General features: G+C 67.1%; 36 protein-coding genes. All 36 read left to right on the top strand.

From position 1 onward, the window contains the following. A partial coding sequence (gene tuf / locus IT293_10005; GenBank protein ID MCC6764984.1) for an elongation factor Tu occupies positions 1-245 on the top strand: 245 nt, incomplete at its 5' end. A 3-nt stretch (positions 246-248) separates the two neighbouring features. After that, positions 249-557 carry a 30S ribosomal protein S10 gene (rpsJ, locus tag IT293_10010; GenBank protein ID MCC6764985.1) on the top strand — a complete coding sequence of 103 codons (309 nt, stop codon included), beginning with the start codon at positions 249-251 and terminating at the stop codon, positions 555-557. 19 nt (positions 558-576) lie between these two features. After that, the gene (gene rplC, locus IT293_10015) at positions 577-1242 is read left to right on the top strand and encodes a 50S ribosomal protein L3 (protein MCC6764986.1); all 666 of its coding nucleotides are present in this window, start codon (positions 577-579) and stop codon (positions 1240-1242) included. Continuing rightward, positions 1242-1892 carry a 50S ribosomal protein L4 gene (rplD, locus tag IT293_10020; protein MCC6764987.1) on the top strand — a complete coding sequence of 217 codons (651 nt, stop codon included), beginning with the start codon at positions 1242-1244 and terminating at the stop codon, positions 1890-1892. The genes rplC and rplD overlap by 1 nt, the downstream gene beginning before the upstream one ends. Then, the gene (locus tag IT293_10025) at positions 1889-2179 is read left to right on the top strand and encodes a 50S ribosomal protein L23 (protein ID MCC6764988.1); all 291 of its coding nucleotides are present in this window, start codon (positions 1889-1891) and stop codon (positions 2177-2179) included. The genes rplD and IT293_10025 overlap by 4 nt, the downstream gene beginning before the upstream one ends. Positions 2180-2185: 6 nt before the next feature. Next, on the top strand, positions 2186-3007 hold the full coding sequence (gene rplB / locus IT293_10030; protein MCC6764989.1) for a 50S ribosomal protein L2: 822 nt from the start codon (positions 2186-2188) through the stop codon (positions 3005-3007). 18 nt (positions 3008-3025) lie between these two features. Further along, positions 3026-3328 carry a 30S ribosomal protein S19 gene (gene rpsS / locus IT293_10035; GenBank protein MCC6764990.1) on the top strand — a complete coding sequence of 101 codons (303 nt, stop codon included), beginning with the start codon at positions 3026-3028 and terminating at the stop codon, positions 3326-3328. A 15-nt stretch (positions 3329-3343) separates the two neighbouring features. Beyond that, a complete protein-coding gene (gene rplV / locus IT293_10040; GenBank protein ID MCC6764991.1) occupies positions 3344-3685 on the top strand; it encodes a 50S ribosomal protein L22 in 342 nt (113 codons plus the stop codon). 14 nt (positions 3686-3699) lie between these two features. Next, positions 3700-4365, top strand: coding sequence for a 30S ribosomal protein S3 (gene rpsC / locus IT293_10045; GenBank protein ID MCC6764992.1), 666 nt, complete (start codon positions 3700-3702; stop codon positions 4363-4365). A 9-nt stretch (positions 4366-4374) separates the two neighbouring features. Then, entirely contained in the window at positions 4375-4800 is a 426-nt protein-coding gene (rplP, locus tag IT293_10050) for a 50S ribosomal protein L16 (GenBank protein ID MCC6764993.1), read from the top strand. Continuing rightward, positions 4790-4984 carry a 50S ribosomal protein L29 gene (gene rpmC / locus IT293_10055; protein ID MCC6764994.1) on the top strand — a complete coding sequence of 65 codons (195 nt, stop codon included), beginning with the start codon at positions 4790-4792 and terminating at the stop codon, positions 4982-4984. Before rplP ends, rpmC begins: the two co-directional genes overlap by 11 nt. A 2-nt stretch (positions 4985-4986) precedes the next feature. Further along, a complete protein-coding gene (gene rpsQ, locus IT293_10060) occupies positions 4987-5244 on the top strand; it encodes a 30S ribosomal protein S17 (GenBank protein MCC6764995.1) in 258 nt (85 codons plus the stop codon). A gap of 9 nt (positions 5245-5253) precedes the next feature. Beyond that, positions 5254-5622: a 50S ribosomal protein L14 gene (rplN, locus tag IT293_10065; protein ID MCC6764996.1), complete on the top strand. Its 369-nt coding sequence runs from the start codon at positions 5254-5256 to the stop codon at positions 5620-5622. Continuing rightward, positions 5622-5975 carry a 50S ribosomal protein L24 gene (locus tag IT293_10070; GenBank protein ID MCC6764997.1) on the top strand — a complete coding sequence of 118 codons (354 nt, stop codon included), beginning with the start codon at positions 5622-5624 and terminating at the stop codon, positions 5973-5975. The genes rplN and IT293_10070 overlap by 1 nt, the downstream gene beginning before the upstream one ends. After that, positions 5972-6523: a 50S ribosomal protein L5 gene (gene rplE / locus IT293_10075; GenBank protein ID MCC6764998.1), complete on the top strand. Its 552-nt coding sequence runs from the start codon at positions 5972-5974 to the stop codon at positions 6521-6523. The genes IT293_10070 and rplE overlap by 4 nt, the downstream gene beginning before the upstream one ends. Before the next feature lie 9 nt (positions 6524-6532). After that, a complete protein-coding gene (locus IT293_10080; GenBank protein ID MCC6764999.1) occupies positions 6533-6718 on the top strand; it encodes a type Z 30S ribosomal protein S14 in 186 nt (61 codons plus the stop codon). A 4-nt stretch (positions 6719-6722) separates the two neighbouring features. Then, positions 6723-7121: a 30S ribosomal protein S8 gene (gene rpsH, locus IT293_10085; GenBank protein ID MCC6765000.1), complete on the top strand. Its 399-nt coding sequence runs from the start codon at positions 6723-6725 to the stop codon at positions 7119-7121. A gap of 9 nt (positions 7122-7130) precedes the next feature. Next, entirely contained in the window at positions 7131-7676 is a 546-nt protein-coding gene (gene rplF / locus IT293_10090; protein ID MCC6765001.1) for a 50S ribosomal protein L6, read from the top strand. Positions 7677-7687: 11 nt separating this feature from the next. After that, positions 7688-8059 carry a 50S ribosomal protein L18 gene (locus IT293_10095; GenBank protein ID MCC6765002.1) on the top strand — a complete coding sequence of 124 codons (372 nt, stop codon included), beginning with the start codon at positions 7688-7690 and terminating at the stop codon, positions 8057-8059. Between the two features lie 10 nt (positions 8060-8069). Then, positions 8070-8582 carry a 30S ribosomal protein S5 gene (gene rpsE / locus IT293_10100; GenBank protein ID MCC6765003.1) on the top strand — a complete coding sequence of 171 codons (513 nt, stop codon included), beginning with the start codon at positions 8070-8072 and terminating at the stop codon, positions 8580-8582. 7 nt (positions 8583-8589) lie between these two features. Continuing rightward, complete coding sequence (rpmD, locus tag IT293_10105; GenBank protein ID MCC6765004.1) at positions 8590-8772, top strand: 50S ribosomal protein L30; 183 nt, start codon at positions 8590-8592, stop codon at positions 8770-8772. 10 nt (positions 8773-8782) lie between these two features. Then, on the top strand, positions 8783-9244 hold the full coding sequence (rplO, locus tag IT293_10110) for a 50S ribosomal protein L15 (protein MCC6765005.1): 462 nt from the start codon (positions 8783-8785) through the stop codon (positions 9242-9244). 2 nt (positions 9245-9246) lie between these two features. After that, on the top strand, positions 9247-10560 hold the full coding sequence (secY, locus tag IT293_10115) for a preprotein translocase subunit SecY (GenBank protein ID MCC6765006.1): 1314 nt from the start codon (positions 9247-9249) through the stop codon (positions 10558-10560). 63 nt (positions 10561-10623) lie between these two features. Beyond that, the gene (locus tag IT293_10120; GenBank protein ID MCC6765007.1) at positions 10624-11277 is read left to right on the top strand and encodes an adenylate kinase; all 654 of its coding nucleotides are present in this window, start codon (positions 10624-10626) and stop codon (positions 11275-11277) included. Next, positions 11274-12035, top strand: coding sequence for a type I methionyl aminopeptidase (map, locus tag IT293_10125; protein MCC6765008.1), 762 nt, complete (start codon positions 11274-11276; stop codon positions 12033-12035). The genes IT293_10120 and map overlap by 4 nt, the downstream gene beginning before the upstream one ends. An 8-nt stretch (positions 12036-12043) precedes the next feature. Continuing rightward, entirely contained in the window at positions 12044-12262 is a 219-nt protein-coding gene (infA, locus tag IT293_10130) for a translation initiation factor IF-1 (protein MCC6765009.1), read from the top strand. A gap of 16 nt (positions 12263-12278) precedes the next feature. Beyond that, positions 12279-12392 (top strand): 50S ribosomal protein L36, encoded by a 114-nt coding sequence (rpmJ, locus tag IT293_10135; protein ID MCC6765010.1) that lies wholly within the window; start codon positions 12279-12281, stop codon positions 12390-12392. A gap of 12 nt (positions 12393-12404) precedes the next feature. Further along, positions 12405-12785: a 30S ribosomal protein S13 gene (rpsM, locus tag IT293_10140; GenBank protein MCC6765011.1), complete on the top strand. Its 381-nt coding sequence runs from the start codon at positions 12405-12407 to the stop codon at positions 12783-12785. Positions 12786-12803: 18 nt separating this feature from the next. Then, on the top strand, positions 12804-13226 hold the full coding sequence (gene rpsK, locus IT293_10145) for a 30S ribosomal protein S11 (protein MCC6765012.1): 423 nt from the start codon (positions 12804-12806) through the stop codon (positions 13224-13226). A gap of 83 nt (positions 13227-13309) precedes the next feature. After that, entirely contained in the window at positions 13310-13936 is a 627-nt protein-coding gene (gene rpsD, locus IT293_10150) for a 30S ribosomal protein S4 (GenBank protein ID MCC6765013.1), read from the top strand. Positions 13937-13954: 18 nt separating this feature from the next. Continuing rightward, positions 13955-14977, top strand: a complete 1023-nt coding sequence (locus IT293_10155; GenBank protein ID MCC6765014.1) for a DNA-directed RNA polymerase subunit alpha — start codon at positions 13955-13957, stop codon at positions 14975-14977. Next, positions 14977-15468, top strand: coding sequence for a 50S ribosomal protein L17 (gene rplQ, locus IT293_10160; GenBank protein MCC6765015.1), 492 nt, complete (start codon positions 14977-14979; stop codon positions 15466-15468). Before IT293_10155 ends, rplQ begins: the two co-directional genes overlap by 1 nt. A 220-nt stretch (positions 15469-15688) precedes the next feature. Then, positions 15689-17353: an arginine--tRNA ligase gene (locus tag IT293_10165; GenBank protein MCC6765016.1), complete on the top strand. Its 1665-nt coding sequence runs from the start codon at positions 15689-15691 to the stop codon at positions 17351-17353. Between the two features lie 16 nt (positions 17354-17369). Next, the gene (locus IT293_10170; protein MCC6765017.1) at positions 17370-18155 is read left to right on the top strand and encodes an SPOR domain-containing protein; all 786 of its coding nucleotides are present in this window, start codon (positions 17370-17372) and stop codon (positions 18153-18155) included. A gap of 7 nt (positions 18156-18162) precedes the next feature. Then, the gene (gene trpE, locus IT293_10175) at positions 18163-19680 is read left to right on the top strand and encodes an anthranilate synthase component I (protein MCC6765018.1); all 1518 of its coding nucleotides are present in this window, start codon (positions 18163-18165) and stop codon (positions 19678-19680) included. 35 nt (positions 19681-19715) lie between these two features. Next, positions 19716-20282 (top strand): aminodeoxychorismate/anthranilate synthase component II, encoded by a 567-nt coding sequence (locus tag IT293_10180; protein MCC6765019.1) that lies wholly within the window; start codon positions 19716-19718, stop codon positions 20280-20282. Positions 20283-20424: the final 142 nt, after the last annotated feature.

Consider the following 20424-nt stretch of genomic DNA (forward strand, 5'->3'; position numbering starts at 1 on the left):
AGGAGGAGGGGGGGCGGCACACGCCGTTTTTCAACGGGTATCGGCCGCAGTTCTACTTTCGGACGACGGACGTGACGGGGGTCGCGACGTTGCCGGAAGGGACCGAGATGGTGATGCCCGGGGACAATATCAAGCTGTCGGTGACGCTGATCACGCCGATCGCGATGGACGAGGGCCTGCGCTTCGCGATCCGCGAAGGCGGCCGCACCGTCGGTGCCGGCGTCGTCACCAAGATCCTGGAATAGACGGTGAACGAGAAGATCCGCATACGGCTTCGGGGGTACGATCACCGGCTGCTCGATCAGTCGGTGCGCGAGATCGTCGATACGGTTCGCCGCACGGGCGGACGCGTCGCCGGTCCGATTCCGCTTCCGACTCACATCGAGCGCTTCACGGTGAATCGTTCTCCGCACGTCGACAAGAAATCGCGGGAGCAGTTCGAGCTGCGCACGCACAAGCGGCTTTTGGACATCCTCGAGCCGACCCAACAGACCATCGACGCACTCGGCAAGCTCGACCTCGCCGCCGGTGTCGATGTCGAAATCAAGCTCCAGTAACGACTAGGGCGGGCGAGCAATGGTGAGCGGGATCATCGGCAAGAAGATCGGCATGACCCAGGTGTTCACGGGCGAGGGCGGCCTCGTTCCGGTGACGGTCGTGCAGGCGGGGCCGTGCACCGTGGTGCAAGCGAAGACGCCGGCCCGTGACCGCTACGCGGCCGTGCAGCTCGGCTACGGGGCGCAGAAGGCGCAGCGCGTGTCGAAGGCGATGCGCGGGCACGTCGCGAAGTCGGCGAAGGGCCCATTCCGCGTGCTGCGCGAGTTCCCTGTGGGCGGCGATTCGGCGCTCGAGGTCGGCCAGGACGTTCGCGTCGCCGACGTGTTCCAGGCGGGTGACGTCGTCGACGTGACCGGCGTCAGCAAGGGCAAGGGCACCGCCGGCGTCATGAAGCGCCACCATTTCAGCGGATTTCCGGCGACGCACGGCACCCACGAGTATTTCCGGCACGGCGGCTCCATCGGTAACCGCTCGTTTCCCGGGCGGGTTTTCAAGGGGAAGCGCATGTCGGGCCGCACCGGCAACGCGCGCGTCACCGTCGCGAACCTGGAAGTCGTCGAGGTGCGCGCGGAGCAGGATCTCATCTTCCTGCGCGGCGCGGTTCCCGGCGCGCGCGGGGGCACGATCGTGATCCGGAAGCATGTGGGCGGCAAGGGCAAAGCCGGCACCGCAGGAGCAGAGTGATGGCCGATCAGAAAGCAGCCGCTACGATCAGCGCGCCGGTCGTCACCCAGGCGAAGGGCAGCGCGGGGACGATCGAGCTGCCGGGCGTGATCTTCGGTGAGCCGCTCCGCCGCGCGCTGCTTGCCGACGTGGTCCGGATGCAGATGGCCGGCCGCCGCGCCGGCACCTCGGCGACGAAGACCCGCGGCGAGGTGAGCGGCGGGGGCAAGAAACCCTGGAAGCAGAAGGGGACCGGCCGTGCCCGCGCGGGCAGCACCCGCTCGCCCCTCTGGCCGGGCGGTGCCATCGTCTTCGGGCCGCAGCCGCGCGACTACGGGTACACCATGCCGAAGCAGGCGCGGCGCACGGCGCTGCGCTCGGTGCTCGCGCAGAAGCTCCGTGAAGAGCGCCTCACGATCGTGGATCGGATCGAGTTCCCCGAGACCAAGACGAAGCACTTCGTGGCGATGCTCGGCGCTCTCGGCATCGACGACAGCGTCCTGGTCGTGATCGACGACGCCGACGTGCGCGTCGAGCTCGCCGGCCGGAACGTTCCGAACGCCAAGGTGCTGCGCGCCGCCGGTCTCAACGTCTATGACCTTCTCCGCTACCACCACCTCGTGGTCACGCGGGCGGCGCTCGATCGCATAAGGGAACGGGTGGCGGCATGAAGCGCGAGTACACCGTCGTCCAGGCTCCGCTCATCACGGAGAAGGGCACCTACGTCAACGAGATCGGCAACCAGGTCGTGTTCCAGGTGCGGCCGGACGCCAACAAGATCGAGATCAAGCGCGCGGTCGAGAAGCTCTTCAAGGTGAAGGTCGTCAAGGTCCGGACGGCCAACGTTCTCGGCAAGACGCGCCGGGTGGGTCGCTCTCTCGGGAGCCGCTCCGATTGGAAGAAGGCGTACGTCACCCTCGGTGAGGGGCAGCGCATCGACTTCTTCGAGCAGGTGTAACGAGCCATGCCGACAATCCTCTACAAGCCGACCTCGCCCGGAAAGCGCTTCCGCTCGGGCTTCGATTTCGCCGAGATCACCCGCGACGTTCCCGAACCGAGCCTGCTGGCGCCGCTCCGGAAGTCGGGCGGACGCAACAATCGCGGGCGGATCACTACCCGCCATCGCGGCGGCGGACACAAGCGTCGCTACCGGCTCGTCGATTTCCGCCGCAACAAGGAGAACGTCGCGGCGCGCGTCGCGGCGGTCGAGTACGACCCCAACCGCTCCGCGCGCCTCGCGCTCCTCCACTACGCGGACGGCGAGAAGAGCTACATCCTCGCGCCGGCCGGCCTGCGGGTGGGCGACAAGGTGATGGCGGGCGTCGACGCCGACATCCGGCCGGGCAACTGCCTGCCGCTGAAGAACATCCCGCTCGGCACGATGATCCACAACATCGAGCTGCGGGTCGGCAAGGGCGGCCAGATGGTGCGGAGCGCCGGCGGCGCCGCGCAGCTCATGGCGAAGGAGGGCGAGCATGCCCTCATCAAGCTGCCGTCGGGCGAGCAGCGTCTGGTCCGCATCGAGTGCCGCGCCACGATCGGCCAGGTGGGCAACCTCGACCACGAGAACATCTCGATCGGCAAGGCCGGCCGCACCCGCTGGCTCGGGCGCCGCTCGAGCGTCCGCGGCATCGCCATGAATCCCGTCGACCATCCGCACGGCGGTGGCGAGGGCCGCTCGAAGGGCAACCACCCGCAAACGCCTTGGGGCCAGCCGTCGCGCGGCTACAAGACGCGTCAGAACAAGCGAACCAACCGGTTCATCGTCATGCGCCGCAAGAAGTAGGCGCGGGGGCACATCAGCGTGGCACGTTCGATCAAAAAAGGTCCGTTCATCGACGAGCACCTCCTGAAGAAGGTGGAGAGCATGAATGCGTCCGCGGAGCGTAGGGTCACCAAGACCTGGTCGCGCCGCTCGACCGTCATTCCCGACATGGTCGGTCACACCTTCGCGGTGCACAATGGCCGCAAGTTCATCCCCGTGTTCGTCAGCGAGAACATGGTCGGACACAAACTCGGCGAGTTCTCGCCGACACGGACCTTTCACCAGCATTCGGGCGCTCGCAAGGCCGAAGTGAAGCCCGGCGCCAAGCCGGCAGCGAAGTAACTCGAAGGAACCGGCATGGAATCACGAGCAAGCACTCGCCACGTGCGCATCGGCCCGCAGAAGGCGCGACTCGTCGTCGACCTCATCCGCGGCAAGAGTGTGGAGGATGCGATCGGCGTCCTCGAGTTCAATCCGCGGCGCGCCTCCAAGGTCGTGGCGAAGACCTTGAAGTCGGCGATCGCGAACGCCGAGTCCAACCACAACGTCGACGTGGACACGCTGTACGTGAAGGCGGCGTGGGTCGACGGCGCGCAGACCCAGAAGCGATTCCTGCCGCGGGCGCACGGCCGCGCGACGCGGGTGATCAAACGGTCGAGCCACGTCACCATCGTGGTCGACGAGCGCAAGAAGGCGTAGGGGGCCAGAGGTCGATGGGACAGAAAGTTCATCCGAGAGGCTTTCGTCTCGGAGTCATCGAGGGTTGGGATTCGAAGTGGTACGCGGGGCGCGACTACGCGTCCCTCCTTCACGAGGACATTCGCATCCGTCAGTTCATCAAGCGCCGCCTGTATCACGCGGGCATCGCGAAGGTGGAGATCGAGCGCGCGGCCAACAAGGCGAAGATCAACGTCCATACCGCGCGTCCCGGCATCGTGATCGGAAAGAAGGGCGCCGAGATCGAGAAGCTCAAAGGCGAGCTCAACAACCTCACCGGCCGTGACTGCTTCATCAACATCCACGAAGTGCGTCGCCCGGACATCGACGCGCAGCTGGTGGCGGAGAACGTCGCTCTCCAGCTCGAGCGCCGGGTCGCCTTCCGCCGCGCCATGAAGGAGGCCGTCGCGCGCGCGATGCGCATGGGCGCCCTCGGTATCCGCATCCAGTCGTCGGGTCGCCTCGGCGGCGCGGAGATCGCGCGTCGCGAGTGGTATCGCGAGGGCCGCGTGCCGCTGCACACGCTCCGCGCCGAGATCGGGTACGGGCTCGCTCAGGCCTACACCACGTACGGCGTCATTGGCGTGAAGGTGTGGATCTTCCGCGGTGAGGTCATCACGCGTCAGGAAGAAGAGCAGCGCCAGGCCGTCGGCGCTTCGTAGGGTCGGACCATGCTCGCACCGAAGAAAGTCAAACATCGCAAAGTGATGAAGGGTCGCCGCGGCGGTTCGGCGTGGCGTGGCTCGGGCTTGGCGTTCGGGGATTTCGGGCTGCAGGCGACGAGCCGCGGCTGGCTCTCGGCGCGCGAGATCGAGGCCGCGCGCGTCGCGCTGACGCGCCACATCAAGCGCGGCGGCCGCGTCTGGGTGCGTATCTTCCCCGACAAGCCGCTCACCAAGAAGCCGGCTGAGACCCGCATGGGCAAGGGCAAGGGCAATCCCGAGATGTGGGTCGCGGTCATCAAGCCGGGCCGGATGCTGTTCGAGATGGAGGGCGTCGCTCCGGACGTCGGGCGCGAAGCGCTGCGACTTGCCGCGCACAAGCTCTCGATCGCGACGCAGGTCAAGGAACGCGCAGGAGCACACGGTGCGAGCTAAGCAGGTGCACGATCTTTCCGACGCCGAGCTCGACACGCGTCTGCGCGAGCTCGAGGAGGAGCTGTTCGGTCTGCAGCTGAAGCGGGCCACGAGCCAGCTCGAGAATCCCATGAAGATGCGGCTCGTGAAGCGCGACATCGCCCGCGTCAAAACCGTTCAGCGCGAACGTCTGAAGGTAGGTTGATCATGCACGCGCAACGCAAGACTCGAACCGGCACCGTCGTCAGCAACGCGATGCAGAACACCGCGGTGGTCGCCGTGCAGCGTCGCGTCCAGCACCCGAAGTACCGTAAGTTCTTGACGCGCCGCACGCGCTACCAGGCGCACGACGCGAACAACGAGTGTGAGGTCGGCGACACGGTCGTCATCACCGAATGCCGTCCGCTCAGCCGCCACAAGCGCTGGCGGGTCTCGAAGATCGTCGAGCGCGCGGTGAAGCTCTAGGAGCGAGCGATGGTGCAGGCAGAAAGCATATTGGACGTCGCCGACAACTCCGGCGCCCGCAAGGTCCTCTGCATCAAGGTGCTCGGGGGCTCCAAGCGTCGCTATGCGTCGCTCGGCGACATCATCGTCGTCTCGGTGAAAGAAGCGATTCCGAACGCCAAGGTGAAGAAGGGCGACGTGATGAAGGCCGTCATCGTGCGGACGGCGAAGGAAGTCGGCCGGCCCGACGGATCGTACATTCGTTTCGACAACAACTCGGCCGTCCTGATCGACAATCAACGTGAGCCGATCGGCACCCGTATCTTCGGACCGGTCGCGCGCGAGCTGCGCGCCAAGCGATTCATGAAGATCATCTCGCTCGCGCCGGAGGTGCTGTGATGCGTGCGGGTGCATTCCGGGTCGCGCGGCCGAAAACGAGCCGGATTCGCAAGAACGACACGGTGATGGTCATCACCGGTCGCGAGAAGGGCAAGACCGGCAAGGTGTTGCGCGTGGTCCGCGAGACGAATCGCGTCGTCATCGAGCGTCTCCACATGGTGAAGCGTCACCAGAAGCCGCGCGGACAGCAGGCGCCGGGTGGCATCGTGGAGAAGGAGGCGTCGATCGACCTCTCGAACGTCATGATCATGTGCGATCGCTGCAACGCGCCGGCGCGTATCGGGAGCCGCCGGCTCGAGGACGGCTCCGGCGTCCGCACCTGCCGGCGCTGCGGGGAGGCCATCGACAAATGAGCGCGACCAAAGCCCGCCTGCGGGAGCGTTACGCGCAGGATGTCCTGCCGGCGCTTCAGAAGGAGATCGGCTGCACCAACGTGTTCCAGGTGCCCCGGCTCGAGAAGATCGTCCTCAACATGGGCCTCGGTGAGGCGATCCAGAACGCCAAGCTCCTCGATGCGGCCGTGGAGGAGATCGCGACGATCGCCGGTCAGAAGCCCGTGGTGACCCGCTCCCGGAAGGCGATCGCGAATTTCAAGCTGCGCGAGAACATGCCCATCGGGTGTATGGTCACGCTGCGCGGCGACCGGATGTACGAGTTCTTCGATCGGCTGGTCAACGTCGCGCTCCCCCGCGTGCGCGATTTCAAGGGCGTGTCCGACCGCTCGTTCGACGGCCGGGGGAACTATTCGCTCGGCATCCGCGAGCAGATCATTTTCCCGGAGATCGACCTCGACAAGATCGACAAGGTGAAGGGCCTGACGATCTCCATTTGTACGACGGCGCGAACCGACGGCGACGCGAAGCTCCTGCTGCGCGCGCTCGGGTTCCCGTTCCGTAACTGAGGAGTCACGGTGGCGAAAACCTGTCTGCGAGTGAAAGCAACGCGGCGCCAGAAATTCGGCGTCCGGCAATACAATCGCTGCCCGTTGTGCGGGCGCGCGCGGGCCTTCTTCCGCAAGTTCCGGATGTGTCGGCTCTGCCTGCGCGATCTGGCGCGGAAGGGGCAGATCCCGGGCCTCATCAAGGCGAGCTGGTGACGCGATGTCGATGACCGATCCGATCGCCGATCTCCTCACCCGCATCCGCAACGGCAATCGCGCCCGCAGGGAGCGGGTCGACGTGCCGTGGTCCGCGCTGAAAGAGGCGGTGGCGCGCGTGCTCATCGCCGAAGGCTTCCTGCGTGACGTGACGATCGTCGGGGAGGTGCCGGCCAAGCAGCTCCGCCTGATGCTCAAGTACGATGACCAGCGGCGTCCCGTGATTAGCGGCATTCAGCGTGTGAGCCGCCCGAGTCTCCGCGTCTACGTTGGCAAGGAAGAGATTCCGCTCGTGCGCGGCGGCCTCGGCATCAACGTGCTCTCGACGCCCGCCGGCGTGTTGGTCGATCGCGAAGCCAAACAGCGCGGCGTCGGCGGCGAGCTGCTCTGCGCGGTGTGGTGAGGGTAGACGATGTCACGCGTTGGTAAGCAGTCGATTGCAGTTCCGGGCGGCGTGACCGTCTCGGTCGAGCCCGGTGTCGTGAGGGTGAAGGGGCCGAAGGGCACCCTCTCGGCGGCGGTGAGCCCGCTCGTCGAGGTGAAGGTCGAGGGCTCGACGGTCAACGTCGGTCGGCGCGAGGACTCGCGCGACGCGCGCAGCGTGCACGGCCTCACGCGCAAGCTCGTCGGCAACATGGTGACCGGCGTCAGCGAGGGGTTCCGGCGTGTGCTCGAGATCAACGGCGTCGGCTATCGCGCCGAGGCCAAGGGCAATGCCCTCCAGCTCGCCCTCGGGTACTCGCACCCCATCCTGTTTCAGCTGCCGCAGGGCGTGCAGGCGAAGGTCGACAAACAGACGGTCGTGACGCTCGAAGGCGCGGATCGTCAGGTCCTCGGCGAGACCGCGGCTGCGATTCGCAAGCTGCGTCCCCCGGAGCCCTACAAGGGCAAGGGCATCAAGTACGCGGAGGAGAAGATCCGTCGGAAGGCCGGCAAGGCCGTCGGCGCGTCCTCCTGAGGAAGACAGCAATGAGCATGTTCACCGATCAGCGCCGGCAGGCGCGCAAGCTTCGCCAGGCGCGGGTGCGGAAGAGTCTTCGTGGCACCGCCGTCCGTCCGCGCCTCTCGGTTTTCCGGAGCGAGAAGCACATCTACGCCCAGGTCATTTCCGACGAGACGGGCGAGACGCTCCTCACCGCCTCGACCCTCGCACCGGAAGTGCGCGGACGCGTCCAGAAGACCACGGACGTCGCCGCCGCGAAGGTCGTCGGCGAGGTCATCGGCAAATCCTGCATCGACAAGGGCATCACGGCGGCCGTCTTCGACCGAAACGGCTTCCTCTACCATGGACGCGTTCGCGCGGTCGCCGAAGGCGCACGCGAAGCGGGCCTCAAGATCTGACGGGAGCGTTATGGCGCGTGCATCGGTACGCCGCATCGAGTCCAATGGGCTCGAGCTGAAAGAAAAGGTCGTCCACATCAACCGCGTCGCCAAGGTCGTGAAGGGCGGGCGTCGGTTCAGCTTCAGCGCGCTGGTGGTCGTCGGCGACAACGCGGGTCACGTCGGGTACGGTCTCGGCAAGGCGAACGAAGTGCCCGAGGCGATTCGCAAGGGCATCGAGAAGGCCAAGAAGACGCTCATGACCGTGCCGATCGCGAACGGCACGATCCCGTTCCAGGTGATCGGGATCTTCGGTGCGGGCTCGGTGTTGCTCCGGCCGGCGTCCGACGGCACGGGCGTGATCGCCGGCGGTGGCGTGCGCGCGGTCGTGGAGCTCGCGGGCATCCAGAACGTCCTCACCAAATGCCTCGGCTCGAACAACCCCCACAACATGGTGAAGGCGACGATCCAGGCGCTCGCCGAGCTGCGCGAGCCCGAGCGGGTCGCCGAGCTGCGCGGTAAGCCGCTCGCGGAGATTCGCTGAGGTCCCCATGGCCGAGAAGAAGATCACGGTGAAACAAGTGCGAAGCGAGATCGGCGGGACGCGCCGGCAGCGGGAGAGCTTGCGCGGGCTCGGGCTGCGCGGCATCGGCCGGTCCGTGACGGTGCCGGACAACTCCGCGACCCGCGGCCTCATCGACAAAGTCGCGCACCTCGTGCAGGTCGGAGACTGACATGGAGCTGATCGACCTCTCGAATCTCCGGCCGGCGCCGGGATCTCGCCGGCCGCGCAAGCGCCTCGGCCGCGGCATCGGCTCGGGGACCGGCAAGACGTCGGGACGCGGCCACAAGGGCCGCGGCGCTCGCTCGGGCGGCAATACGCCTCCGGGCTACGAGGGCGGTCAGATGCCGCTCCAGCGCCGACTTCCGAAGTTCGGATTCACCAATCCGACGCGGATCACCTATGAGATCGTCAAGTTGGGCCAGCTCGATCGCTTCGCCGCCGGCAGCGTGGTCGACGCGGCGGCGCTCGCCAATGCGGGGTTGGTTCGTCGTGGGCGGCCGGTGAAGCTCCTCGGCAACGGCTCGGTCACCCGGGCGCTGACCCTCAGGGTCGACAAGGCCAGCGCGTCCGCGCGCGCGGCGGTGGCCGCCGCGGGGGGCTCGGTCGAGACTGCGGACGCCGGGGCGGCGCAGGAAGGCTGAGCGTGCTCGAAGGCTTCCAGAACGCATCGCGAGTTCCCGAGCTGCGGCGGCGCTTGCTCTTCACCTTCGGGATGCTCGCGGTCTGCCGCCTCGGGGTCGCCATTCCGACGCCCGGCATCGACAGCGCCGCGCTGCGGATGTTCTTCCAGGACGCCGCGAACAACTTCTTCGGCCTGGTGAACCTCTTCTCCGGGGGGGCGCTCGAGCGTTTCTCGATCTTCGCGCTCGGTATCATGCCGTACATCAGCTCGTCGATCATCCTGCAGCTGCTCACCGTCGTCGTGCCGTATCTCGAGCGGCTATCGAAGGAAGGCGAGGCCGGTCGCCGCAAGATCACGCAGTACACACGGTACGGCACGGTCGTGCTGTCGCTCGTCCAGAGTCTCTTCATCAGCATGGGCCTCGAGCAGATCCAGTCGCCGACCGGGGCGTCGGTGGTCCTGAATCCCGGCTGGGCCTTCCGCCTGATGACGATGGTCACCCTGAGCTCCGGGACGGCGTTCCTGATGTGGCTCGGCGAGCAGATCACCGAGCGCGGCATCGGCAACGGCATCTCTCTCATCATCTTCGCGGGTATCGTCGCGGGCCTCTATTCGGCGGTCGGTACGACCCTCCAGTTCATGAACGAGGGCGAGATGAGCCTCTTCGTCGTCATCGGGCTGGTGCTCTTCATGGTCGCGGTCGTCGCGGCGATCATCTTCATGGAGCGGGGACAGCGTCGGATCCCGGTGCAGTACGCGAAGCGCGTCGTCGGGCGGAAGATGTACGGCGGGCAAAGCTCGCACCTGCCGCTCAAGATCAACACGTCGGGCGTGATTCCGCCGATCTTCGCGTCCTCGATTCTGATCTTCCCGGGAACGATCGCGAGCTTCTTTCCGGACAGTCCGCTCGCGATCCGGGCCGCCGAGATGCTGCAGCCCGCCTCGGTCGTCTACAACCTCCTGTACATCGGGCTCATCATCTTCTTTTGCTATTTCTACACGGCCGTTTCGTTCAATCCGGTCGACGTGGCGGACAACATGAAGAAGTTCGGCGGATACATCCCTGGCATCCGGCCCGGCGTGAAGACCGCCGAGTACATCGATCGCATCCTGACGCGCATCACGCTCGGCGGCGCCCTCTACGTCGCGGCGGTCTGCATCCTGCCGACGATCCTCATCTCGCGGTTCAACGTGACGTTCTTCTTCGGCGGGACGTCGTTGCTGATCGTCGTGGGCGTGGCGCTCGACACCATGGCGCAAATGGAGACGCACCTCCTCACGCGCAACTACGAAGGGTTCATGAAGCGTGGTCGGCTGCGCGGACGCCGGGGTTGAGCGGCGCCGGCGTGGAGCCGAGTCGCCCCCGAGGGATTCGAAGCGAGCCCGAGTGAGCCATCGATGAACCTCATCGTCATGGGACCTCCCGGTGCCGGCAAAGGCACGCAGTCGCGCCGGCTCGGCGAGCACTTGGGTGTGCCCGTCATCTCGACGGGCGAGATGCTGCGGGATGAAATCAAGCGGAAGACGACGCTCGGTACGCAAGCGAAGCGCCACATGGACAAGGGTGAACTCATTCCCGACGCGCTGATGATCGGGGTCATCGAGGAGCGTTTGAAGCGCCTCGACTGCAAGCCCGGCTTCATCCTCGACGGATTCCCGCGCACGGTGGCGCAGGCGGAGGCGCTCCGCCGGATGCTCGAGAATCTCGGCGGTTCGCTCGAGCACGCGGTGAGCCTGTCGGTGCCGAACGACGAGCTCCTGAAGCGGCTTTCGGGCCGGCGGACATGTCGCGAGTGCGGAGCGATGTACCACATCATCTTCGATCCGCCGACCAACGAGGGCCTCTGCAACAAGTGTAACGGCGAGCTCTATCAGCGCGACGACGATCACGAGGACATCATCAGCTCGCGCCTCGAGATCTACGACGCCCAGACGGCGCCCGTCCTCGAATACTACCGCAAGCACCGGCAGCTCGTGGAGGTCGACGGCATCGGCGGGCGGGACGACGTGCTCGGCCGCGTCCTCGCGCGTTTGGGAGCCTCCAAGTCGTGATCCAGCTCAAGGCCCCCGAAGAGATCGAGGTCATGCGGAAGGCGAGCGTCATCGTCGCCGAGGTCCTCGCCGAGCTTCGCGCGATGGTCCGCCCGGGCGCCACGACCGAGGACCTCGACCGCGTCGCCGAGGAGCTCACCCGCAAGAAGGGCGCGGTGCCGGCGTTCAAGGGGTACGAAGTCGCGAACCGCGTCTTTCCGGCGTCCCTCTGCGTGTCGATCAACGACGAGGTGGTGCACGGAATTCCGTCGGTGCACCGCGTGCTCCGCGAGGGGGACATCGTCGGCCTCGATTTCGGCGTCCGCTACCAGGGCTTCTACGGAGACGCCGCGATCACGGTTCCGGTCGGCAAGGTGACGCCCGCGGCGACCGAGCTCATGGAGACGGCCCGGGACGCGCTCCAGGCGGGTATCGAAGAGGCGCGACCCGGCCGCCGGATCGGCGACGTGTCCGCGGCGATCCAGGCGACGGCCGAACGCAAGCGGTTCGCGGTCGTGCGCGAGTTCGTCGGCCACGGGATCGGCCGCCGTCTCCACGAAGATCCGCAGGTGCCGAACTTCGGACAGGCGGACCGCGGCATTCGCCTGCGCGAGGGGATGGTGCTCGCAATCGAGCCCATGTTGAACGCCGGCGGGCCCGAGGTCCACGTCAAGGACGACGGCTGGACGGCGGTGACGTCCGACGGCAGCCTCTCGGCCCATTTCGAGCACTCGGTCGCGATCGTCGAGGGCGGACCCTACGTGCTGAGCTTGCTATGAGCATGCCGATGCCCAAAGTCGAAGCCATCGCGGCGAGCGGAACGGTCCAGGAGTCGCTGCCGAATGCGACGTTTCGTGTCGCGCTCGACAACGGTCACAAGGTGCTGGCGCACGCGTCCGGCGCGCTCAGGATGCACTACATAAAGATCACTCCGGGCGACAAGGTGATGGTCGAGCTGTCGCCGTTCGATCTCAGCCGCGGCCAGATCACGACCCGGACCAAGTGAAATACGGAGTCTCCAGATGAAAGTACGCGCATCGGTCAAACAGATCTGCAAGAAGTGCAAGATCATCCGACGTGCGGGTGTGGTGCGGGTTCTCTGCTCCAACCCGCGCCACAAGCAGCGACAGGGCTGAGGACCAACGAACATGGCACGTATCGCAGGCGTCGATCTCCCCAAGGCGAAGCGCATGGAAGTGGCGCTCACCTACATCTTCGGCATCGGTCGCAGCACCTCGCGCAAGATCCTGCGCGAGGCCAACGTGAGCCTCGACGTGAAGACGGACGACCTCGCGGAGGACGATCTCACCAAGCTCCGGCGCATCATTGACGGCATGAAGGTCGAAGGTGACCTCCGCCGCGAGGTTGCGCTCAACATCAAGCGCTACGTAGATCTCGGCGCGTACCGTGGCCTCAGGCATCGCAAGAACCTCCCCGTTCGGGGGCAGCGCACGCACACGAACGCCCGCACCCGTAAGGGCCCGCGCAAGACGATCGCCGGCAAGAAGCAGGCGCCGTCGAAGGGCTAGAGAGGATCGGAGAGAAGCATGGCGAAAGCAGAAGCAGCCGCGAAGCCGGCGGCGGCCGACCGCGCAGCGGTACGGCGCAAGAAGACCAGGCGTGCGGTGCCTGAGGGCGTGGCGCACATCCACTCGACGTTCAATAACACGATCATCACCATCACGGATCCGACCGGCAACGTCGTTTCGTGGGCGAGCGCCGGAAACGTCGGTTTCAAGGGTTCGCGCAAAGGTACGCCGTTTGCCGCACAGCTGGCGGCCGAGGCGGCGGCCAAGCGCGCGATCGACGCGGGCATGCGCACCGTCCAGGTGTTCGTGAAGGGGCCGGGCGCGGGCCGTGAGTCGGCGCTGCGGTCGTTGCAGGCGGCCGGGTTCACGATCAGCCTCATCAAGGACGTCACCCCGATCCCCCACAACGGGTGTCGCCCGCCCAAGCGACGGAGAGTCTGAGGACGTAGCGTCGAAGCAAGACCGCCGGCCAGTCCGGACGGACGTGAGCGGATCGACCAGATCGGTCCAGGAGGTTCAGCAGCGTGGCTCGTTACCGAGCGTCAGTGTGCCGGCTCTGCCGGCGCGAAGGTTTGAAGCTCTTCCTCAAGGGGGAGCGGTGCTACACCGACAAGTGCGCCATCGAGCGGCGGAATTATCCGCCCGGCCAACATGGCCAGGGGCGCGTGAAGTTCTCCGAGTACAGCCTCCAGCTGCGCGAGAAACAGAAGCTGAAACGCATGTACCGGCTGCTCGAGGGGCAGTTCCGGAGGCTTTTCGACAAGGCGGACCGCGCCAAGGGGATCACGGGTGAGAGCCTGATGATCCTGCTCGAGCGTCGGCTCGACAACATGATCTACCGGCTCGGCTTCGCGAACTCGCGCGCCGAGGCGCGGCAGCTCGTGCGGCACGGCCATTTCCTGGTGAACGGACGCAAGGTCGACATCCCCTCGGCGCTGCTGAAGATCGGCGACGTCGTGACCGTCCGCGAGCGTAGCCACAAGGTCGTGCGCATCCAGGAAGCGCTCGAGCTCTCGCAGCGCCGTGGTGTGCCTGAATGGCTCGAGGTCGATCGTCCGAACTTCACCGGTCGTATCCGTGCGCTGCCTGCCCGCAGCGACTTGACCATGCCGATCAACGAGAAGTTGGTCGTCGAGCTCTACTCCAAGTAAGCGCGCATGGAGGTTCCAATGAACAGAAACTGGCGTGACATGATCAAGCCGAAGCGGCTCGAGGCCGACGAGAAGAGCCTCACCGCCACCTACGGCAAGTTCGTCGGCGAGCCCTTCGAGCGCGGCTACGGCACTACCATCGGCAACTCGCTGCGCCGCATCCTCCTGTCGTCGCTCTACGGCGCGGCGATCACGGCGGTGCGCATCCGCGGCATCCTCCATGAGTTCTCGACGCTGCCGGGCGTCACGGAGGACGTGACGGACATCGTCCTGAACCTGAAGGAAGTCCGGGTGAAGTTGCTCGACGTGCCCGTCGACACGATCCGGCTCTCGGTCAAGGGTGAGAAGAAGGTGACGGCGGCCGACATCGTGACCGGTCCGCGCGTCGAGATCCTGAATCCCGACCAGCACATCGCCACGCTCTCGAAGGAAGGAAACTTCGAGATGGAGATGGTGGTGAAGCGCGGGCGGGGCTACGTCTCCGCCGAGCACAACAAGGAGGAGGGCGATCCCGTCGGCACGATTCCGCTCGACGCGATCTTCTCGCCGGTGCTGAAGGTCAACTTCAACGTGACGAACGCGCGCGTCGGGCAGCGCACCGACTACGACCGGCTGGTCATGGAGATCTGGACCGACGGCAGCGTGAAGCCCGAGGACGCGCTCGCCTACGCCGCCCGCATCTTGCAGGACCAGCTCGCGATCTTCATCAATTTCGAGGAAGAGACCGAGATCGTCGAGCCGCTCGAAGAGGCAAGCGAGGGCAAGGTCAACGACAACCTCTTCCGTCCGGTCGACGAGCTCGAGCTGTCCGTCCGCTCGGCGAACTGTCTGCAGAACGCCGACATCAAGTTCATCGGCGAGCTCGTGCAGCGCTCCGAGCAGGAGATGCTCAAGACCAAGAATTTCGGGCGGAAGAGCCTGAACGAGATCCGCGAGATCCTGCACGAGATGGGGCTCGGCTTCGGCATGCGGCTCGAGAGCTTCCCGAACCGCGAAGAGCTCGAGCGCCGCCGATTGCAGAAGGAGAAGGAGAGCGCCTGATGCGTCACCTGAACGCCGGACGCAAGCTCAACAGGTCGGCGTCGCACCGCCGCGCGTTGTTCCGCAATTTGGTGACGGCGCTGCTCGAGCGCGAGCGGATCAAGACCACCGATGCCAAGGCCAAGGAGACGCGCCGTCTCGCCGAGCGCATGATCACCCTCGGCAAGGAGGGCACGCTCGCGGCGCGGCGTCGCGCGCTCACCTTCGTGCAGAGCCGCGCGGTCGTGAAGAAGCTTTTCGACGACATCGCGCCGCGCTTCAAGGAGCGAAACGGTGGCTACACCCGCATCATCAAGGTGGGGATCCGCCACGGCGATGCGGCGCCGGTTTCCGTGCTCGAGCTCGTGGCGCGCGCCGCGGATCTCGAGGCGGCGAGCGAGGGCGACAAGAAGAAGCGGCGGGGAGCGCCGCGCGGACAGAAGGCGCGAGCCAAGAGCGGGAAGGGCGACGCTCCGGCGAAGGCGTCCCGCAAGCGCGCCGCTGCCGGCTGAGGACGTCGCGACGTCCCGATGCGAGCGCCGCGCGATTCCTTCGTGCGGCGCTCTCTTTTTTGCCCGCCTGGCGGCCCCCGCGATTCTTGACTGCTCCCGGGAAAGCGCGTATCTCATCTGAAGATCACGGTTTTTTCCCGATGCAGACCATCTTTCATCGAGCGATCCGAGGCGCGTGCCGGTGGCGCAGGCGCGGCGCGACCTCCGCCCTCGGGGGGGCATGAAGAAGCCTCTCGAAGACGTGCTGCGCGATGCCTGTGAACGGGCCATCAAGGGGGGAGAGCTGGTTGCGACAACTCTCCCCCCTTTGTTTCTGAGCGTCCCGAAAGAGGCGGAGCACGGCGATCTCGCCACCAACGTGGCGATGGTGCTCGCGCGCGGCGAGAAGAAGCCGCCGCGTGCGGTGGCGGAGACCATCGTTCGCCACATCCACGATCCGGCGAAGATCCTCGCCGAGATCACGATCGCCGGACCGGGGTTCATCAACTTCCGTTTCGCGCCGTCCTACTGGTGGCGCTGTCTCGTCGACTGCGAGCGCGCGGCCGAGACGTACGGTCATTCGCGTGTCGGCGAGGGCGCGCGGCTGCAGATCGAGTTCGTGAGCGCCAATCCGACCGGTCCCCTGCATGTCGGGCACGCGCGCGGCGCCGTCACCGGCGACGCGATCGCGCGGCTGCTCGCCGCGACCGGCCATGTCGTCGAGCGCGAGTACTACGTGAACGACGCCGGCAACCAGATGGAGATGCTCGGCGCTTCGACGTATGCCCGCTACATGGAGCTCTGCGGCCGTCCGGTGCCATTTCCCGAGGAGGGATATCACGGGGACTACGTTCGCGACGTTGCCGCCGCCATCCGGGCGGCCGAGGGCGATGGCTGGGTCGATGCCGACGGGGACGCGGCGCGCGCCCATATGCGCGACCGTGCCGGCGGTATGCTGCTCGACGCCATCCGCGACGACCTGGCAACGCTCGCGATCGGCTTCGACGCATACGTGAGCGAGCGCAGGCTCCGCGACGACGGCGCGGTCGACGCTGCGATCGCCGCGCTCGACGAGCGTGGGGCCGTGTACGACGCCGACGGCGCACGCTGGTTCCGCTCGACCGAGTTCGGCGATGACAAGGATCGTCCGCTCGTGAAGTCGGGGGGCGAGTTCACCTACTTCGGCGCCGACGTCGCGTACCATAGGCACAAGCTCGCGCGCGGCTTCGACCGGGTCATCGACGTGTGGGGCGCCGATCACCACGGCCACATCCTGCGCATGAAGGCCGCGCTCACGGCGCTCGGACTGGATGCGGCGCGGCTCGAGGTGGTGCTCGTACAGGTCGTGAGCCTGACGCGTGCCGGTATGCCGGTGCGGATGGGGAAGCGTTCCGGGTCGTTCGTGACGCTGCGTGAGGTGGTCGAGGAGGTCGGCGCGGATGCGACGCGCTTCTTCCTGCTCATGCGCAAGTCGGATGCGCAGCTCGAGTTCGACCTCGATCTGGCCAAGCAGCGCACGGCCGAGAATCCCGTCTTCTACGTCCAGTACGGCCACGCGCGGATCGCGAGCATTTTCAAGCAGGCGGTGGCGGCGGGCTACGACGGAAGCGCCGTCGGCGCCGCGGATCCGAGCCGGCTCGTCGAGGCGGAGGAGCTCGGGTTGATCCGCATGCTGGCGCAGTTTCCCGAGGCGGTCGGGCAGGCGGCTCTCGAACGCGAGCCGCATCGGGTCGTGTTCTATCTCATGCAGCTCGCCGGCGACTTCCATCGCTACTACAATCGCACCCGCATTCTCGGAGAAGACCGTGAGCTGGCGCGAGCGCGCCTGCTCCTCGCTGTCAACGTGCAGAAGGTGATCCGCGTCGGACTGCGGCTGTTGGGCATCAGCGCGCCCGACGCAATGTGACGGGGAGGGGGACCGCATGGCCGGGAAAGGGACACGTCATCGCTTCGAGCTGAGTCGCCTCGAGATCGTGGGAGTCCTGGCGAGCGCCACGGCGGCGCTCTTCGTCGTGTTCCTGCTCGGCATGTACGCGGGAAGGGGCCTCGTCGAGCGCGCGGGCGAGAGCGGGCAGCAGATCGTGCGCAGGGCCGTCGCGCCGGCGGTCGAGCAGACCCCGGGTGCGGACGACGACCTCACGTTCTACGGCATCCTCGATCAGCCCGAGGGCGGGCGGGGCGAAGGACGCGACGCGCATGCCGGCTCCGAGCGCGCGGCCGCTACGGCGCCTTCCGCGGCGGCGCCGGCGAAAGCGCGCGAGGACGTCCAGGTCGCGAAGGAACCCGAGCCGACGCCGACGCCGTACCAGGCCGGGGTGGCGGCGGCGCCGAGGCGGGAGCCGGTGCAAGCCATGCCTTCCGCGACGCCCGTGCTGAAGGTCGAGCAGCGGCCGACGCCGCCCGCGACGGCCCGCGTCGCGGTCGCGCTCGCACCCGCCGCGGCACCGACGCCGGTCACGCGCACCGGGGCGAAGGGCGATTGGAGCGTTCAGGTGTCGGCGACGCGCGACCCGCGCACCGCCGACGGGGTGCTGCGCCGTCTGAAGAGCAAGGGCTACGACGCCTTCGTCCTCAAGGTGCGCCGGCGCGGGGAGACCTTCTATCGCGTGCGCGTCGGCCACTATGCGTCGCTCGAAGAGGCGCAGCAGGTGGTCACGCGTCTGCGGAGGGAGCCGGGCGTGCCGGAGGCGTTCGTCGCTTCCGACTGAGGGCGGGATGGGCGCGTGCACACCGAGCCTGGCTGACTTCCTCGAGCTGTCGCACGGCGGCAATCTCGTCCCGGTCTTTCGCGAGATCCTCGCCGACACCGAGACGCCCGTGTCGGCTTTCCTGAAGACGACGCGCGGCGAGCACGCGTTCCTGCTCGAGAGCGTCGTCGGCGGCGACAAGTGGGGCCGCTACAGCTTCCTCGGCTCGGAGCCGGCCGCGGTCTTCACGAGCCGCGGGACCGCGGTCTCCCTGGTCGAGAGCGGGAAGCCGGTGCGCACCTTCGAGGCCGCCGACCCCCTGGAGGCGCTGCGAACATTGCTCGCCGGCTATCGCGCGGTGCCGGTCGCCGGGCTCCCCCGCTTCTTCGGGGGGGCGGTCGGGTACGTCTCCTACGACGCCGTCCGGTTCTTCGAGCGCTTGCCGGCGCGGCTCCCCGACCCGCTCGGCCTCCCCGAACTCTATTTCATCGTACCGGCCAGCCTGCTCGTCTTCGACACGGTCGCCCAGTCGATCCGGGTGGTCGTGAACGTCGACCTGCGCGACCCGGCGACCGACCCGCACGCCGCCTACGAAGCCGCCACGACGCGTATCGACGAGCTCGTCGCGCGCCTCGCCGCGCCGCTCAGGTTGCCCGAAGCGCTGCCTGCCAGCGGGGAGAGCCTTGCCGTCACGGCGAACATGACGGCCGGCGAGTATGCGGCCATCGTCGAGCGCGCGAAGGAGTACATCCGGGCCGGCGACATCATCCAGGTCGTGCTCGCGCAGCGGCTCGAGACCAAGCTCCGCGCCGCGCCGTTCGACGTCTATCGCGCGCTCCGCACCGTGAATCCGTCGCCCTACATGTTCTACTTGAGGCTCGGAGCGCAGACGCTCGTCGGGTCGTCGCCCGAGGTGATGGCGCGCGTCGAGGATGGCGAGCTGACGGTGCGTCCGATCGCCGGCACGTCGCCGCGCGGGACCCAGGAGCTGGAAGACCGCGATCTCGAGCGAAAGCTTCTCGCCGACCCGAAGGAGATCGCGGAGCACATCATGCTGCTCGACCTCGGTCGCAACGACGTCGGCAGGGTAGCGAAGATCGGGAGCGTCGAGGTCACCGAGCGGCTCGTGATCGAGCGCTATTCGCACGTCATGCACATCGTCTCGAACGTGCGCGGCAAGCTCGCGGACGACCGCGACTGCTTCGACGCGTTCCGGGCGACGTTTCCGGCGGGCACGCTCTCCGGTGCCCCGAAGATCCGCGCCATGGAGATCATCGAGGAGCTCGAGCCGGTGCGGCGCGGCGTGTACGGCGGGGCGGTCGGGTACTTCGGTTTCAGCGGCACGATGGACACGTGCATCGCGATCCGCACCATGGTCATCAAGGATGGGACGGTGTACGTGCAAGCCGGCGCCGGCATCGTGGCCGACTCCGACCCCGAGCGCGAGCACGCCGAATGCCTCAACAAGGCGCGCGGGCTCCTGCAGGCGCTGAAGCGCGCCGAGCACCTGGCGCACGACCAGGAGCGCGGAGGGGCCGCCGCGTGACCACCGCAGCGAGGAAGCGAGCGCCGAAGGTCCTCATGATCGACAACTACGACTCGTTCACGTACAACCTGGCGCAGTACCTCGGTGAGCTCGGCGCCGACGTCGAGGTGCGGCGGAACGACGCGATCACGCTCGAGGACATCGCGGCGCGGAAGCCTGCCGGTATCGTGATCTCCCCGGGCCCCTGTACGCCGAAGGAAGCCGGCATCTCGGTGCCCGTCATCGAGTGCTTCAAGGGCAGGATCCCGATCCTCGGCGTCTGCCTCGGGCACCAGGCGATCGGTGCCGCGCTCGGCGGCGACATCGCGCGCGCGCCGCGCATCATGCACGGAAAGACGTCGCCGATTCACCACGACGGGCGCGGGGTGTTCGCGGGACTCGCGAACCCGTTCGACGCGACGCGCTATCACTCGCTGGTGATCGAGCGCGCTTCGCTGCCGCCCGACCTCGAAGTGTCCGCCTGGACGGCCGAGGGCGAGATCATGGGCGTCCGCCATCGCAGCCTGCCGCTCGAAGGCGTGCAGTTCCATCCCGAGTCGATCCTCACCCTCGAGGGCAAGCGTCTGCTGCGGAACTTCCTCGAGAGCCTGCCGGCGGACTGAGAGGCTGTGAAAAACTCCCCTCCCGTCGCCGGGCTTCAGAGCGCCGTCGCATCGCGGCGTCGCACGTCCTCGGAATACCTTCCAGGTATTCCTGCGGGTTGCTCCTTGCGCTGCTCGGCGCTCTTCGCCCGGCTCGGTCCGG

It is taken from the genome of Deltaproteobacteria bacterium (assembly GCA_020848745.1).
In the GTDB taxonomy this organism is placed as follows: domain Bacteria; phylum Desulfobacterota; class Binatia; order UTPRO1; family UTPRO1; genus UTPRO1.